Consider the following 17186-nt stretch of genomic DNA (forward strand, 5'->3'; position numbering starts at 1 on the left):
CATCACCTAGGCTTTCTTTTATTCTTATTCTACCCTGACTAGATGAACAAGTTCAAGTTCGCCGTTTCGCTATCCCCTAAATAGGTTGCAACACCACCATATTCAACAAAATCATAAAGTTCACTTTGTTCGATTCCCATAATATCCATACTCATCGTACAGGCAACGAATTTTATCCCCAATTGTTGAGCCTGTTCAATCATCACTGGTAAAGAATCCACATTTTTTTGCTTCATAATATGTTTCATCATTTTGCTCCCCATGCCGCCCATATTCATTGAAGATATCGGCATTGAAGCAGCACCTTTTGGTAGCATGAGATCAAACATTTTAGCTAGACCACGCTTTTTAATTTGTTGCTTTTTAAGGGCACTTAATCCCCAGAAAGTAAAGAATAGAGTCACTTCTTTCCCCATGGCAGCCGCTCCAGAAGCAATAATCATCGAAGCTAACACTTTATCCATATCGCCACTAAAAACAACCATAGTTGCGCCATCTTTCGTCTCTCTTAAAACACCCTCAGTCAGTGGTCCGGTTGGGGTTACTTCTGTGCTTCCTTGACCTTTTTCAATCAGAGCAACGACTTGATTATTTTTCAAATCACTGGATATTAAAGTATTGCCTGTATTTTCACACCAAGCTGCAATATCTGCACTGAAACCAAAGTCACTGGCCAATATTTTTAGTTGTTGACCATCTGCCATTTTATCGATTTCTTGTTTTACTTTTAAAATCGGACCCGGACATTGTAAACCACAAGCATCAATTTCAACTACAGGGGCCACAGATTGAACCTTTTCCACAGCTGATTTTAGCGGATGGGCCACTGGATTTGCTAAAGCAATGGTTTTCGGTTGATAAATGGCTTGCTTATAGGTCTTATAGCCTCCATCCAAATTCTTCACTTGAAAACCATGAGCCATTAATACTCTGGCCGCATTATAGCCTCTTTGACCCACTTGGCAATAAACATAGATTATTTCGTCTTTCGGCAGTTCATCTAAGCGTCGGCGTAATTGATTTAAAGGAATCCACTTATGGTTGGGTAGTTTTCCTGTTGATAATTCAAAATCTTCTCGAATATCGAGGAAGAAGGCTTCTTCTTTTAACAAAGAATTTACTTCATGCCACTGAATAGTTGCCACTTTACCTTGCATTAAATTATCTGCTGTATACCCTAGGAGGTTTACTGGGTCCTTGGCACTCGAATACGGGGGCGCATAAGCCAACTCAACACTTGCTAACTCCTCTGCCTTTCCACCAAAACGCATGGCTGTTGCAATCACGTCTATGCGTTTTTCGACCCCTTTCGTACCAATCGCCTGAGCCCCCAAAATTTGACCATCCTGACCATAGAGTAGTTTCAGATGAATTGGGCTTGCGCCTGGATAGTAGCCAGCATGGGAGTTCGGATGTAAATGAATGGCCTGATAATCAATTTCTTTTTGTTGCAACAAACGCTCACTATTCCCTGTTGAAGCAATCGTTAATTCAAAGACTTTCGCCACAGATGTACCCATCGTTCCTGGATAGTCAATGGTGAGTCCGTTCAAGACATCCGCCACTAAACGCCCTTGACGATTCGCTGGCCAAGCTAAGGGAACATGCGTCGCTGATTTTGTCACAAAATCGGTTACTTCAATCATATCCCCAATGGCATAAATCTCTTTTTGACTCGTCTGAAAATGTTCGTCAACTTTGATGCCACCACGAAAGCCTAGGTCCAAGCCAGCCTCTTTTGCAAGGGTATTTTCTGGGGTCACACCAATCGCTAGAATCGTTAAATCTGAATACAGAACCTTTCCGCTAGTCAAAACAAGACGATTGCCAGCTTCTTGAATTTCTTTTAATCCATCATTCAAGATTAAATGAACCCCATGTAAATTCATCTGCTGATGGATTTGTTGTGCCATCTCAAAATCAATGTTGGGCATGACTTGAGGCGCCATCTCAACGAGCTGAACTTGGATGCCTAACTCATGTAGATTCTCCATCATCTCCAAGCCGATGAAGCCACCACCAATGACTGTCGCCGTTTTCACATTCTTTTCTTTTATATATCGTTGAATTTGATCCATATCAGGGATATTTCTTAAAGAGAAAACATTCTGCGCTTCTTTCAAACCAGGAATAGGAGGAACGATCGCTTTGGCTCCCGTAGATAGAATCAGTTTGTCATAGCTTTCTTCATAGCTTTCTTGGGTTCCATGATGATAGACGGTCACTTTCTTAGCCTCAGAATCAATTTTTGTGACTTCTGAATAATTTCGAATATCTAAATGGTATTGCTGCTCCATCCCTTCAACTGTCTGAAGTAACAGACTCTCCCTTTCTTTGATTACCCCACCAACATGATAAGGTAATCCGCAATTCGCAAAGGAAATATATTCCCCTTTTTCAAATAAAATAATCTGATCTTCTTCATTTAAACGACGTAAACGAGTCGCTGCCGTAGCCCCACCTGCAACGCCTCCTACAATTAAAATTTTCTTTGCCATCTTTCTTTAATCCCCTTTCACTAATAGAATATACCCTCCCAAGGTATAAAGGTCAACATTTTTTTATTTATCTCTTTCAATCTTCTACCTTGACATTATTGGGTAAACAATGTTTAATATACCCCATAAGGTATATACAAAGATAAAGGAGTGACACTATGTTTGGTTTATTTCAATCCATCCCTTCAATTACTGTCAAAGAATTAGAGGGGAAATTAACGCAGAACATCACACTTTTAGATGTTCGAAGCCCTTCTGAATACCGGGGAGGGCATATAACAAAAACAATCAACCTACCATTAAATAAAATTACTGGCTATACCGGAGACAAAGATCAAGACGTCTACCTGATTTGCCAGTCGGGCATGCGAAGTAAAAGTGCTGCGAAACAATTAAAGAAAATGGGATATAATGTAATAAACGTCCGTGGTGGTATGAATCAATGGACGGGAAAAATTAGAGGAGGAAAATAAATGAAAGTCATTATTATTGGTGGTGTTGCAGGTGGGATGTCTGCTGCCACACGTCTACGTCGTTTAAATGAAGAGGCAGAAATTATTATTTTTGAGAAAGGACCCTTTGTTTCCTTCGCTAACTGTGGTTTGCCTTATTATGTTTCAGGTGAAATCGCTGAGCGTAGTAGTTTACTCGTGCAAACACCTGAGTCGTTACAAGCGCGCTTTAATCTCGATGTGCGTCCACACCATGAAGTTTTAGCCATTGATCCTGAGAAAAAAACGGTCACTGTGGAACATAATGAAGAAACTTTTACTGAAACTTATGACCATTTAATCTTATCACCTGGCGCCAAACCTTTTGTCCCACCTATCGAAGGTTTAGCTCAAGCCAAAAATGCTTTTAGCTTACGGAATGTGCCTGATTTAGATCAGATCATGCACGTTTTAGACGACGAGCAACCCAAAGAAGCCGTCGTAATTGGGGCAGGTTTCATCGGTTTAGAAATGGCTGAAAACTTACAAATGCGGGGGATTGACGTCACAATTGTTGAAAAGGCACCACACGTATTGCCGCCGCTAGACGAAGAAATGGCTGCTTTCATCAAAAATGAATTAGAAGCCAACAAGGTCAAAGTCATCACTTCTCAATCAGCGATTGCTTTTAAGAACGAGGGGAAAACAATTGTCTTAGAAGACGGAAGTGAATTAACCTCTGGACTAACCATTCTTTCAGTTGGCGTCACACCGGAAAACACTTTAGCCCAAACCGCCAACCTTGCACTTGGTTTACGTGGGGGGATTTTAGTCGATGAAAACTATGAAACCAGTCAAAAAGATATTTATGCAGTCGGCGATGCGATTGTCGTGAAAAATCAAATTACTGGAGAAGACGCACTGATTTCTTTGGCTTCACCAGCCAATCGTCAAGGTCGCCAAGTCGCTGATGTCATTTCTGGGATGAAACGAAAAAATAAAGGTAGTATTGGTACGGCGATTGTCCGCACCTTCAATATGACAGCTGCTTCAACCGGATTAAGTGAACGAGCGGTTCGCTTAGCCGGACTTCCACACCAAGTGGTTCACACTTCTGGAAAAGATCATGCCGGTTATTACCCAGGAGCAACGGATATTACCTTGAAACTTATTTTCAATCCAGAAACAGGTGCCATCTACGGGGCCCAAGGAGTCGGGCAAAAAGGCGTTGATAAACGCATTGATATTTTAGCCACTGCCATAAAAGGCGGGCTTACAATTGAAGACCTACCAGAACTTGAGTTTACCTATGCGCCACCTTTTGGTTCAGCGAAAGATCCAGTCAATATGCTTGGCTATGTCGCACTCAATTTAGTCGAAGGCCTTAGCGACTCGATTCAATGGCACCAAGTAAAAGAAGCCACCGAAAATGGCCAAATCATTTTAGATGTACGTAATCCTGGGGAGCTCGACCAAGGACGCTTAAAAAACAGTGTTCATATCCCCTTAAATGACTTACGTTGTCGTATCCATGAGCTTGATGCGAAACAAGAATATATCGTAAGTTGTCATAGCGGTTTACGTAGCTATGTGGCTGAACGGATTTTAAAACAAGCGGGCTTTAAGGCCACGAATCTAGACGGTGCTTTTTCCCTTTATCGCACAGTACTACCGGAGGAGATTGAACATGTATAAATCAGTTGGGATGCCCGAATTTTACCAAGAGGCAAAACGTCAAAACTTGCCCATTATTGATGTGAGAGAAAGAGATGAATATGCTGCAGGTCATGTACCGAATGCCAAAAACCTTCCTTTAAGTACCTTGGAAGAAAATGTTGACACCTTAGACAAAGAACAGGCTTACTACTTAATTTGTCAAGCTGGCGGTCGCTCTGCTCGTGCTGCTGAATTTTTAAGCGCACAGGGCTTTGACGTCACCAACGTTATGGGTGGCACTTCGGCTTGGCCTGGCGAAATGGTGTAAAAAACTTAGGAGGAAATGGAAGATGAAAGACTTAACAACGAAAGAGTTTGCAGCAACGATTGCAAAAGGCGTTCATTTAGTGGATTTTTGGGCACCTTGGTGTGGTCCTTGTCGCATGCAAACACCGATTTTAGAAGAATTATCCCAAGAATACACGACGAATCAAGTCCAAATTAGCAAAATCAACGTCGACAACGAAGGGGAACTGGCAGCCCAATTTGGGATTCAAAGCATCCCGACGTTACTGGTTTTCAAAGACGGACAATTGGTTGAACGCTTAATGGGCGTACAAATGAAAGCCAAGTTAGAGGAAGTATTGAAGCCATTCGTGGGATAAAAAGCAAATAAACTCAGAAAACCTTTGTCTTCAAAGATTTTCTGAGTTTTTTATTCCCCTAATTCATCGCAAATTTCCTTCGTTGCACCATAGACTTTTCGATACGTCTGATACAGCTGCTGGTATTTCGCGACATTCTCTGGAATCGGCGTCGCTCCTTTTCGATAGGAGACAAAGGTTTCTGAGCATGCTTGCAAGCTGTCAAACCATCCCAGTCCGGTAGCAGCTAACATGGCCGCGCCAAGTCCCGGACCTTCTTCGACTGCTAAACACAAGATTTCCGTGCCAAAAATATCCGCTTGAATTTGTAACCAATCGGGGTTCTTTGCCCCTCCACCAACGGATACAATTTTTTCAATTTTTTTTCCAGCAATGGTTTCCATTAAGTTTTGACTATCTTTTAGCGAGAAAGTAATTCCTTCAAGGACTGCTTTTCCAAAATGTTGCAAGGTATGATTGGTGTCCATACCAATAAAGCTCCCACGAATGCGACTATCCACATGCGGCGTCCGTTCACCAACAATATAAGGCGTAAAAAGTAACCCTTCTGATCCTGGCTCGATTTGATCGATACCAGCCAGTAATTCTTCAAAACTCTTGTCTTTGGCAAACGTATCTTTGAACCAACTTAAGCTATGCCCGGCAGCTAAAGTGACCCCCATTGAATAATGACGATCTCTCAGTCCGTGATTGAACAAATGAAGTTTTCCTTCATAACTTGGTAAGCTCGTACCTTCATAAGATAAGAACACCCCCGAAGTACCGATACTTGCCATCCCTGTCTTCACATCTAAAATCCCCGCACCAATTGCGGCACAAGCATTATCTGCGCCACCAGCAAACACCTGGACTTCTTTTTTAAAGCCAAAACGTTTCGCTAATTCCGGGCGTACCACTCCGGTTTTCCCTTGCGAGTCAATTAGTTTTGGTAAGTAAGCTTTCGGAACGTTAAAATATGTCAATACTTCTGTCGACCATTCTTTCTTTGCCACGTCGAGCATTAATGTCCCTGCAGCATCCGAATAATCCATATGCAGCTTATCCGTTAACCAAAAGCCTAAATAATCTTTTGGTAATAAAATGTGACGAACCTTCTGCCAAACTTCTGGCTCATTTGCTTGCAGCCATAAAATTTTTGGTAAGGTAAAGCCTTCTAAAGCAATATTCTTCGTAATCTCAAGAAGTTCTTCCCCAAATTCAGCCATCATGCTTTCACACTGGGCCGTCGTCCGAACATCATTCCATAAAATGGCTGGGCGTAAGACTTCCTTTTCTGAATTTAAAACGACCAAACTATGCATTTGCCCAGAAAAACTAATTCCTGTCAGTTTTTCGGTAAAATCAGGGACTTCAGCTGCTAACGTTTCAAAAACTTTTTCGCAAGCTTGCAGCCATTCCGCTGGATTTTGCTCACTGTACCCTGTAGCTGGATGGAGTAAGGGGTAGTCAGCTGTTGCACTTCCTTGGGACTTTCCATTTTCATCCATTAATAATCCTTTTAAAGAACTGGTTCCTAAATCAAGTCCTAATACGTAAGCCATGTTGCCACTCCTTTTGTTTAAAACAAGAAATCGTTTAAACGAGATTTCACGAATTCTAAGTGATCGGATGCCATCTTGATTTCTTCATTGGCTAAAGCGTAAGTCGTTAAGCTTTCTAGATCTTCTTCACCAGCCACAATTTTCGCACCAATTCCTGTACGATAACTTGCGTAACGTTTTTCTTTTAATTCATCAAAGAAACGAGCTTCTTTTAGTGCAGCTGCAGCTTTTAATCCACGAGCGTAGGTATCCATGCCTGCAATATGCGCTAGGAATAGATCTTCCATTTCAAAAGAAGAACGACGCACTTTTGAATCGAAGTTAATCCCACCTGGTGCAATGCCGCCATTTTCTAAGATTTCATACATTGCCAAGGTCGTGTCATGAACGTTTGTTGGGAATTCATCCGTATCCCAACCGAGTAGGGGGTGCCCTTGGTTGGCGTCAATCGAGCCTAACGCGTCATAACAGCGAGCCACATTTAATTCGTGTTCGAAAGTATGCCCTGCGAGTGTCGCATGGTTGGCTTCAAGGTTTAATTTGAAGTCTCCTTCTAAATCATATTTTTGAATAAAGGCCATGGCTGTTGCTGCATCATAATCGTATTGGTGGCTTGATGGCTCTTTTGGTTTTGGTTCGATTAGAAATTGCGGCTTGTGCCCAATTTTCTCTCCGTAAGCAATCGCCATCTTGAATAAACGTGCAATATTATCTTGCTCAAAGCCCATATCTGTATTTAACAAGGATTCGTACCCTTCACGACCACCCCAGAAAACATAGTTCTCGCCGCCTAATTTCTTGCTAATGTCTAACCCTTTTTTGACTTGTGCTGCAGCATGGGCAAAGACATCCGCATTATTCGAAGAAGCCGCCCCATTCACAAAGCGTGGATTTGAAAACATATTCGCCGTATTCCATAATAATTTAATGCCCGTTTCATCCATTTTTTCTTTTATTAAATCTGTAATTTCATCAATATTTTGGAAAAATTCTTCTAATGAATCGCCTTCTGGTGCAATATCAATATCATGGAAACAGAAGTATTCAACATCTAGTTTCACTAAAATTTCAAAAAAAGCTGCGACACGATTTTTTGCCGTATCCATTGGTGTTTCCCCCCACCAATTACGAACGTTGACTGGGCTACCAAATGGATCTGAACCGTCTTGTGTCATTGTATGCCAGTAAGCCACGGCAAAGCGTAAATGCTCCTTCATTGTTTTTCCTAAAACGATTTCTTCAGGGTTATAGTGACGAAAGGCGAAAGGATTTTCCGTTTTTACTCCTTCGTACTGAATTTTTGCAATATTTTCAAAATATACCATTGTTGTTTCCTCCTAATTTTTATTTGATAACTCCTGAAACTTCCTTTAAGATAATAGCTAAGATTATCGCTAAGAAAGAAGTGAAAGGAGTGAAAATTGATGTCAAACGAATTTGAGCTAATTGAACACCATCAATCAAAAGGTGTTCACGCCTTCTTAATTGAGATGAAGTACCGGCGCCCCCATTTACATACAGACCTTGAACTGATCTATGTTGTCGAAGGACAACTGATTGTTCAAACGGAAGGCCAACAATATCTCGTCAAGCAAAAGGAATTCCTCACGATTAACTCTTGCCAGTTACATGAACTCATTTCAAAGGAACGGGCAAAACTACTCATTTTGCAACTAGGGACGAAAGAATTTGAAGCTTTTTTCCCACAAATCAATGAACTTGCTTTTAATAATCATGCTTTTTCTAAGGTTCAGACGGAACTTTTTTCAGACTTGCTCCAACACTTTTTAAAAACTTGTCTCGCTTTTTTTCAAGAAAAAGACTACTTTGCTTTAGAATGCCACGGACAGGCGTCATTGACGTTATTTTATTTGCTTCAATGCGCACCTTATGAAGTCATCCCCGAAGCAAAACAGAGTGCCCATCTCATCCGCCAAGAACGAATTCGACGGATCAGCCAATACATTGACCAGCATTTTCATGAAAAAATCTTACTAGCAGAGATTGCGGAGCAGGAAGATTTATCGATTAATTACTTATCCCATTTTTTTCATAAAAACTTCGGCTTGTCCTTCCAAAGCTATTTGAACTTGATTCGTTGTGAAAAGGCCTATTTTTTATTAACCAATACGGATCATGGCTTGCTTCATATCAGCGAAGCATGTGGTTTTTCTGATTTGCGTTACTTCAACCGGGCCTTCAAAGAACTCTATCGCTGCACCCCAAAAGCATTCCGTCAGCAGATGACGACGCCCCTAGAAACGACGACAAGCGTTCTGGGGAAAGAACAATTAGATCAGCAAAATATTTATTCGAAAGCCGAAAGTACCAAGTTCCTAGAAACTTTTTCTATTCTTGAGCGCCGTTCATAAAGCGTTTCCAACTTTACGACCTTATCTTAACAAGTTTTCTAGATGATTTCTCGAACTTTCTTATGGTAACAGATAGACTATCTTGATATCTGATAGAAAAAAAGAAGCTTTTTATTTTTATAAAAACGGCAAGATTTGCGAGTTTCATTCATATTTCAAACCCTTTTGACACAAAAATGCCACACAAATCTTGTATAGTAGCGAATAGGAGGTTTTTACGATGCAAAAATTATTAATTGTCGATGATAACCAACAAATCACATCGATTTTAACAGAATATGCAAAAAAAGAAGATTATCAAGTCGTGACTGCCTATGACGGAGAGGAAGCCCTGACACTTTTTCATAGGGAAGAACCTGACGTCATCTTGCTAGATGTCATGATGCCCAAAAAAGATGGCTTCGCCGTTTGTCGGGAAATTCGCGAAACTTCCAACGTCCCGATTTTAATGATTACTGCTCGGGGAGAAGATTTCGAACGAATCATGGGCCTAGAAATTGGAGCAGACGATTATATTGTGAAGCCCTTTTCTCCCGGTGAAGTCATGGCACGAATTAAGGCCATCATGCGACGCATTCAACGAGAGGAAATCTCTCATCAACGATTTGCCTTTGATAATTTGAAAATCAACCTAGACGACTACACCGTTTCCATTGATCATGAAAATATTCTATTAACAAAAAAAGAAGTCGATTTACTTTGGACCTTAGCGACCAACCCTCAAAAAGCCTATTCTCGAGATGAGTTACTCAATTTACTCTGGGGTTTTGATTATTTCGGCGATACACGCACCGTTGATAGTCATATTAAACGTTTACGGGGAAAACTTGGAAAGAGTGCCCACCCAAATTGGGAAATTAAAACGATTTGGGGTGTCGGTTATAAATTCGAGGTTGTCACAAATGAAAAACAATAAGATTGCAGTTAAATTAGGCTTGTATTTTACAGGTACCTTAGTCTTATTTGCTTTAACAATTGGTATGATTTTCTTTTTCTTATTTAAAAACTACATGGTCGATGTTCACCGAGAAGACTTGGTTCATTACGCTCAGTCCATCGCCGGAGAATTAGCCGAGGAGCAAAATGCCAGCAGTCATCAACGCATGATGAGTGATACGAGTGCCTACTTACGTTTTATTCAAGATGTTGTCGGCGACGATGTTTGGCTTGTTGATGAAGAACTCAATCTCTTAGCCACTGGAGGAAATACCCATGGGAGTGGCCGAGAAAACGGGAACGGTCATGGACGGATGAGACAGCAAGAGGAAGAAGTGATTCTCCAGAGCAACCTTTCTGATTTACCTGAAAACGCCCAAGACTTAATTGCCAAAGTTTTTCAAGGAGAAACGACTTTTAGCGAAGGCTTCAGTACGAATTTGAATCAAGCGACTTTGACTGTTGGTGCACCGATTACGAATCTTGAGGGCGAAATCTGGGGGGCCATTTTAATTCACTCAGCCGTCAGCGATACGACAGCAGCGATTAAAAAAGGCTTTAACTTACTGGCGCTCAGTTTAATTTCTGCCTTGATTTTAGCTTTAATTTTGGTGTCATTCTTAGCCTATTCCTTTACAAAACCCCTATCAAAAATGAAAACTGCCGCCTTGCGTCTTGCCCAGGGGGATTATCAAGCGCAAACAAACGTGTCACAAAAAGATGAAATTGGAGAATTGTCCCAAGCGATTGATACTTTAGCCCTACGCTTAGACGAGGCTAGTCGTGAGAGTGAAAAACTCGAACAGATGCGACAAGATTTTGTGGCAAATATTTCCCACGAACTACGAACACCAATCACGGTCATGCGGGGTTCTTTAGAAGCCCTCACAGATAAAATTGTGACAGAGCCGGCAAAGGTCGATGACTACCACCAACAAATGTTGACCGAAGCCAAGTTTCTCGAACGTTTAGTCGGTGACTTGTTAGACTTGTCTCGCTTACAAAATATTGATTTTCAAATTGAAAAAGCCCCTCTCAGCTTACAAGAAGTCTTACAAGATACTTTACGGAGCGCCGGACAACTCGCCCAAGAGAAAGAGATTACCTTCGACTTATCTCTAAGCAAAGCCCCTTTGATTATTCAAGGAGATTATGGTCGTTTACGCCAAATGCTTTTAATCGTCTTGGACAACGGGATTAAATTTTCTCCCCGGAAAAGTCGGATTCGCGTCAGACTCACAGAGGATGTTCTGGAGATTGAAGATCAAGGGCCGGGGATTCCACCCGAGCAATTGCCTTATATTTTTGACCGCTTCCACAAAACTTATGGCGAAACAAATAAAGTAGGTACCGGGCTCGGCTTAGCCATTGCAAAACAAATTGCCGATCGACACAACCTCCCGCTCACAGCAAGAAACAGCAACAACAAAGGAGCGATTTTTGCTTTTAACTTTGCAAAGGTTGAGAAATTCCATCCTGAGACTTTATAAAATCAACATCAAAAAAACTTGTAGCGACACTCGGTCCATAATAACCGAGGGCTACAAGTTTTTTATTTTAAAGGGTAATCCAGTATTTTTCATAGTGTCGTTTTTCTGCTGCTTGATAGACGGTTTCTTGAAAGACGCCTCCACAACTTAAAATCACTTGCCGACTGCCTTGATTTTCTGGGTCACAAGTAATTAAAACTTCGGTTAAACCTTCTTCTCGTGCTTTTTCCAAACAAGCTCGTAGCATCGCCTTGCCATGGCCTTTTCGACGCGCACTAGGGCGAATCGAATAACCAATGTGCCCACCGTAATTCTTCAAATACTCATTTAGCGCACAGCGTAATTGAATCATTCCAATAATTTCCCCTTCAGTCTCATCGACGTAAATATATTGGATGCTGCGAACAAAAGTAACAGGTACAGTCTTCGCATTTGAAAAAAGTTCATTTCGTTTCAGCCATTGACCAACGTCGTCATTTTCTCGCAATGAACCCATTCCAGCTAGCACACTTTTTTCCTCCACCATTTCCCGACGGAAACGGCGGACAGCTGCTTCCCACTCTTGTGTCGGTTCGATTAATTGATTTGCCATACATTCACTTCCTCCTTTTAAATGTGAACTTCGAATTATTAGTAATGGTAAGTGATAGAATGTCAGAATCGTGCCTTGCTGTCAAGTTTTTGTCGGTAAAAAACACCTTTTTCTCTTTCCTTTGACACATCTTTGCCATACTTACTTGTTATGATACAAATATAGAAAAGAAATTGGAGGAATCAACTATGAAAAGAATGAAGAAAGTAGCTATCGCAGCTGGAATTTTTTTCGCTGCAACCATTACCTCAGCATCCGTTTTTGCTGCATCCGACCTTTCAGGACAAACGAATGACTCGAATGAAGAAAGACAAGAAAACACGTGGAAAGAAAATCGACAATCTCATATGCAAGAACAAGTCGAAGCAGGCTATTTGACCCAAGAAGAGGCAGATGAAATGACCGACTGGATGGATCATCGTGAAGGTTCTTGCCATGGCAATCGACAAAACCACTCAATGAACAACCAAAAGAATGAAAACACAGGGACAGGGTCTCATCATCGTGGGATGGGCGGCCAGCATCACCGTATGTGGCGTGAATAATCGCATAAAAAGGGACCGACTGAATGACTCTTACAGAGAGTTTTATCACACGACGCATCAATCCCTGTTCCTATTTCCGAGGAAGACTGCAATTTTTAAGGCAGTCTTTTTTTATTTTTTTGAGGGGAATAAGAAAGCGAAAGAGTCTCGATTTTTAAGCCATTTGGAACAGCCTTTTTTCCCCCTCCTTGCTATAATTAGAAGTGTTCGATTTGAAAAGGAGGAGCAAGATTGTCAGCTTACGAAGATATTCAAAAAAGTTTGAGAACTATCGAGAAAAACTTAAACAAACAATTAACCGTTCAAGAACTCGCACATGACGTTGGCTATTCCGTTTCGCACTTTTGTAAGCTTTTTCGTTTGTATCAAAAATCTTCCCCAATGGACTATCTTCGACAATTACGTTTAATACGAGCTCGAGAAGAATTAACATCGGATAAAAAAATGCTAGAAATCGCACTTGATTATGGATTCGAAACGGCTAGCGGTTTTTCAAAGGCTTTTCGAAAAGAGTTTGGCTACAGTCCTACTTTTTATCGCAGTCAAAATCAATGGCTGCAAATTCCCGCTTACCCAACATCTTTAAAAAAAGAAGCATTGACCATCCAATTTAGAAAAAAAGAGGCTTTTAAAGTAGCTGGCTATGGCATTCAAACGAATTTGCACTATAAAGAAACAAAAGACATCGCTGCCTATTGGGATAAATATGACGGTGAATCGCTAGAATTGAAAATGTACACTCAATTACAGCCACCCCGACATGGTGAAGTTGGCCTTTGTATCACGAATCCAGAAAAAAATACCGTTGAATATTTATTTGGTGTCATTATCGAAAATGAAGAGAAGGTCACAGCTGAGATGCTCGTAGCCGATATCCCTGCTGCAGAATATATCGTTTTTACCACACCACCCATTCATACGGTTGCACAGGTTTCTGAAAATCGAATGGATCCTTTTTCAGAAGTAATACGGGAAACTTGGCGCTTTATTTTCTTTGATTGGTTTCCAAAAAGTGGGTTTTTCTTCGATGATACAAAAACCGCTTTTGAATTTTATGATGAACGTTGTCATGGTTTAGAGGATGTTGTGATGGATATTTTTATCCCGATAAAAAGAAAGAACAAAGAGAAAGAGAGGCAAAGAGATGTTTGCTAATTATGGCCCTTTAAGCACTGCTGTTTACGACTTAAGTAAACCAGTTGGATGCTCGATTCATGGGGATATCGAGTATTATCTCAAACGACTCACAAACGAAAGTGGTATGATTTTAGAAGCTGGCGTGGGTTCGGGACGCTTTTTCATTCCTTTACTTGAGCATGGCTATCAAGTTGAAGGGATTGATCAGTCAAAAGAAATGTTAGCCGTCTGTCAAAAAAATTGTGAAGAAAGACAACTTTCTCCCGTACTCTATGAAGGAAGCTTCAGCGATTATTCTTTTGATAAAAAATACGATGTCATCGTGATTCCAACGGGATCTTTTTGTCTCATTGATTCAATCACACACGCAATTCAGACAATCACTCACTTTTATCAGCATCTAGCTCCTGGTGGGCGTCTAATCCTTGACCTCGTCGTTCCTAGTGATTTTGTAGTCGGTGAACAAGTTTCAACTGCTTTCCACTTAACCTCAGAGGAGGGCATCTTACTCAAAAGTCATTCCATCGCGATTGATTGGATCAATCAAACAACCTTGACTTACCTCACTTATGAAAAGTGGCGAAATGGGCAGTTAATGGCTTCCGAACTACAATCTTTTGGTTTACGATGGTATGGATTAACAGAATTTACTTTGTTACTTGAAAAGATTGGCTTTTCAAAAATTACTTGTTCTGCTGACTACGAATATCTAAAACCGGCTTCCACCACGTCGCAGTTGTTGACTTTTGAGGCTTATCGAATGTAAAGAAGACCGATGTTAGTCAAAGGATGCTCCCTTGACTAACATCGGTCGGATTCTTTTCAATATTTCAGACGCATGTACAAACAAATTTGATTCCTCTTTTACCTCGAACGCTTTTTGTTCGATAACCGAATCATTTGCGTACAGTAACTGCTGATCATGCGCCACCAAACTCCCTAATTGTGGATCAAAGTAGGCCGGACCCGAGAATTACCCAGTTTAACGACGCGAAAGATTCCTGATTCAGTGCTGCAATCACCAGATGATCGATTGGTTTCATTTCACGAATAGGCATATCCAACCTTTTCCTACTGATTACGCTTTTTCCACTTTGATTAATCTTGTTTTTTCGAAGGTGCCGTATTTTGCCGTGAGTTTGATCTCATTTGTGTCTGGTAAAGTCCTTACCCAACAAACAGCCGAACCACCAATTAAGGGAACCTCATTGCCACCAATCACTTCGCCGCCCTCATTTTCAAGACGTACACTGCCCATTAAAAACGGTAAAAGATTGCCTTTTTGATCGACCACGCGCATGGTTATTTTTGTTGCAGCCCAACGATCGGAAGGGACTAGCACCTCATGACTCGCCTCTACAACGAGGTCCGTAAGCACGGGTTCATTGGTGTATTCTTTGACCGCAACGACTTCACCATCTAAGTACCCAATCACATCTAAAGGCCCAAAAGGTTCACCCCAAAGGAAATTAAATTCTTTTAAGACAATTGGTGGATACGGTAAATGATTGAACTGCCCGTCGGCTTCACGCTGATAGAAACCACGAGATTTTCCATTATAACGAACTTCGATTTCATCGCAATTCGTAAAGACGTAGATTGGCACACTTTGCGCCATATTACGATCTCCACGTGTCCAATTCGTTAAAGGAACCATCACAGGATTTTGTTTCGGGTCTTGCTGACTAGCATAGACGCTTGCCGCAAACTTGCTGACACGGAAATTATCCATCACGCCATGGTAACAAAGGCGATCGCCGCTCCCAAAGTTTTCATGCGTATGATAGTCAAAAGCACACCAACCAACAGCCCCACTAATATTCGGGTTCTCATAGGCCGCATTGACGACTACGGCATGACGCATCGCATGTTCAATCAGACGTTCTTCTTGGTCAAAACGTTTTGTCGGATACATATGTCCTGCATATTCGGTGACAAGATAAGGCACCTTTTCTCCAACTACTTGTTCCACCGTGCGTAAACCTTTACGTTCGACTTGGACATTATCATAGGTTGCCACTTCAATTTCGCGTTTTAAACGGATGGTGTCCCCGCCATCATAAGAAAAATCGTTCATGGTATACACATCTTCTAAAAACTCACTCTTTTCTAAGTAACGCACACCACCTGTTTGTCGAGTCGGATCCAATTTACGACATAATTCATTGGTTTGCGTATAGAGTGCATGATGATCATCGGATTCATTGACGCGCACCCCCCACAAGACAATACTCGGATGATTGCGATCGCGTAAAACCATCTCTGCCACGTTTTGTAAGAGTACTTCGTGCCATTCCCCTTCACCAATATGTTGCCAGCCTGGAATTTCTTCAAACACCAGCAACCCTAACTCGTCACAGGCAGCAATGAACGCAGGACTTTGCGGATAATGAGATGTTCGTACCATGTTTAGACCAAGTTCATGTTTTAAAATCCGAACGTCCTCCACTTGCCACTCTTCTGGCATGGCGTAACCAACATAAGGATAATCTTGATGGCGATTTAAACCAATGATCGGATAATTTTCACCATTTAAATAAAATCCTTCAGATGTAAATTCCGCTCGACGAAAACCGACTTTTTCATGGTATAAAAGATCCTCTTCTTCAAGGATGGTTAATTCGTAAAGCGTCGGGTTTTCTGGTGACCATTCTGTCACTGTCATTTCTGGAAATTCAAAAGTATTTTCGCCAGATAGGGCTTGATAAGTCCCTTCAATGGCCAGGTCTTCTCCAGTCAACAGGATTTGAAGATTGCCAGGAACTTCTGTTTGAAAGTGCAATTTTGCTCGATAGGTCGTAGATTCGATATTCTCAATGGCAAAAAAAGGTTCTTCAATGAATGTTCCTCGACGTTCAATTAAAAAGACATCTCGATAGATCCCCCCATACGTCAAATAATCAATTGCTCCACCAAAAGGAGGCACATCTTCTCTTTCAGAACTATCAACAACCACTGCTAACAGACTGTCGGGATGCACATCTGGTAATTCTACCTCAAAAGGCGTATAGCCCCCCTTATGCGTAAGTAAATGCTCACCATTTAAATAAACCTCCGCAACCGCCATTACACCTTCAAAACGGACAAAATTCCGCACACTTGGATTCAAATGGAGTTTTCTAAAATAGCAGGTTTTCTTTTGATAACTCTTTTCATCAAAATATTGATAAGGCAAGGCAACCGTATTATGCGGTAATTGCACCGCCTCAAAATCGGTGAGTGCTGTTTCTTTTTCTAAATTTGGTCGGTAGTTCTCACTAAAAAACCATTGATCATTGATTCGTTGTTTGCGTTCCATTATTCTTCCTGCTTTCATTTTTTAT

Annotated in this window: 15 protein-coding genes; 10 read left to right on the top strand and 5 right to left on the bottom strand. The window is 41.2% G+C overall.

Annotation, left to right across the window (positions count from 1 at the left end; translation table 11 throughout):
• Window positions 1-38: 38 nt before the first annotated feature.
• Window positions 39-2498, bottom strand: coding sequence for a CoA-disulfide reductase (locus ACYSNO_RS05190; RefSeq protein WP_461730017.1), 2460 nt, complete (start codon window positions 2496-2498; stop codon window positions 39-41).
• 158 nt (window positions 2499-2656) lie between these two features.
• On the opposite strand from ACYSNO_RS05190, the gene ACYSNO_RS05195 reads away from it, so the two are divergent.
• The 4 genes from ACYSNO_RS05195 to trxA are packed head-to-tail and all read left to right on the top strand — an operon-like array spanning window position 2657 to window position 5250.
• Window positions 2657-2971, top strand: coding sequence for a rhodanese-like domain-containing protein (locus ACYSNO_RS05195; protein WP_461730018.1), 315 nt, complete (start codon window positions 2657-2659; stop codon window positions 2969-2971).
• Entirely contained in the window at window positions 2972-4624 is a 1653-nt protein-coding gene (locus ACYSNO_RS05200) for an FAD-dependent oxidoreductase (RefSeq protein WP_461730019.1), read from the top strand.
• Window positions 4617-4913 (top strand): rhodanese-like domain-containing protein, encoded by a 297-nt coding sequence (locus ACYSNO_RS05205; protein ID WP_461730020.1) that lies wholly within the window; start codon window positions 4617-4619, stop codon window positions 4911-4913. Before ACYSNO_RS05200 ends, ACYSNO_RS05205 begins: the two co-directional genes overlap by 8 nt.
• Window positions 4897-5250, top strand: coding sequence for a thioredoxin (trxA, locus tag ACYSNO_RS05210; RefSeq protein WP_461730047.1), 354 nt, complete (start codon window positions 4897-4899; stop codon window positions 5248-5250). The genes ACYSNO_RS05205 and trxA overlap by 17 nt, the downstream gene beginning before the upstream one ends.
• Window positions 5251-5300: 50 nt before the next feature.
• Here trxA and xylB read toward each other — a convergent pair whose 3' ends face one another.
• Together xylB and xylA are read right to left on the bottom strand one after the other, a co-directional pair.
• Window positions 5301-6791, bottom strand: a complete 1491-nt coding sequence (xylB, locus tag ACYSNO_RS05215; RefSeq protein WP_461730021.1) for a xylulokinase — start codon at window positions 6789-6791, stop codon at window positions 5301-5303.
• 17 nt (window positions 6792-6808) lie between these two features.
• Complete coding sequence (gene xylA, locus ACYSNO_RS05220) at window positions 6809-8116, bottom strand: xylose isomerase (RefSeq protein ID WP_461730022.1); 1308 nt, start codon at window positions 8114-8116, stop codon at window positions 6809-6811.
• A 99-nt stretch (window positions 8117-8215) separates the two neighbouring features.
• Here xylA and ACYSNO_RS05225 point away from each other — a divergent pair, with 99 nt between their 5' ends.
• From ACYSNO_RS05225 to ACYSNO_RS05235, 3 genes are all read left to right on the top strand, one after another.
• A complete protein-coding gene (locus tag ACYSNO_RS05225; protein WP_461730023.1) occupies window positions 8216-9163 on the top strand; it encodes an AraC family transcriptional regulator in 948 nt (315 codons plus the stop codon).
• Window positions 9164-9383: 220 nt separating this feature from the next.
• Window positions 9384-10079, top strand: a complete 696-nt coding sequence (locus ACYSNO_RS05230) for a response regulator transcription factor (protein ID WP_461730024.1) — start codon at window positions 9384-9386, stop codon at window positions 10077-10079.
• A complete protein-coding gene (locus ACYSNO_RS05235) occupies window positions 10066-11589 on the top strand; it encodes a sensor histidine kinase (RefSeq protein WP_461730025.1) in 1524 nt (507 codons plus the stop codon). Before ACYSNO_RS05230 ends, ACYSNO_RS05235 begins: the two co-directional genes overlap by 14 nt.
• Before the next feature lie 67 nt (window positions 11590-11656).
• Here the strand turns inward: ACYSNO_RS05235 and ACYSNO_RS05240 are convergent, their stop codons facing one another.
• Window positions 11657-12181, bottom strand: coding sequence for a GNAT family N-acetyltransferase (locus ACYSNO_RS05240; protein WP_461730026.1), 525 nt, complete (start codon window positions 12179-12181; stop codon window positions 11657-11659).
• A gap of 188 nt (window positions 12182-12369) precedes the next feature.
• Between ACYSNO_RS05240 and ACYSNO_RS05245 the strand changes: the two genes are divergently transcribed.
• From ACYSNO_RS05245 to ACYSNO_RS05255, 3 genes are all read left to right on the top strand, one after another.
• Window positions 12370-12726 (top strand): hypothetical protein, encoded by a 357-nt coding sequence (locus ACYSNO_RS05245; RefSeq protein ID WP_461730027.1) that lies wholly within the window; start codon window positions 12370-12372, stop codon window positions 12724-12726.
• Between the two features lie 231 nt (window positions 12727-12957).
• On the top strand, window positions 12958-13881 hold the full coding sequence (locus ACYSNO_RS05250; protein ID WP_461730028.1) for an AraC family transcriptional regulator: 924 nt from the start codon (window positions 12958-12960) through the stop codon (window positions 13879-13881).
• Window positions 13871-14629 carry a class I SAM-dependent methyltransferase gene (locus tag ACYSNO_RS05255; RefSeq protein ID WP_461730029.1) on the top strand — a complete coding sequence of 253 codons (759 nt, stop codon included), beginning with the start codon at window positions 13871-13873 and terminating at the stop codon, window positions 14627-14629. The genes ACYSNO_RS05250 and ACYSNO_RS05255 overlap by 11 nt, the downstream gene beginning before the upstream one ends.
• 312 nt (window positions 14630-14941) lie before the next feature.
• Here ACYSNO_RS05255 and ACYSNO_RS05260 read toward each other — a convergent pair whose 3' ends face one another.
• Window positions 14942-17161 (bottom strand): glycoside hydrolase family 2 protein, encoded by a 2220-nt coding sequence (locus ACYSNO_RS05260; protein ID WP_461730030.1) that lies wholly within the window; start codon window positions 17159-17161, stop codon window positions 14942-14944.
• Between the last annotated feature and the right edge of the window lie 25 nt (window positions 17162-17186).

The sequence above is a fragment of the Enterococcus sp. LJL98 genome (assembly GCF_054871745.1).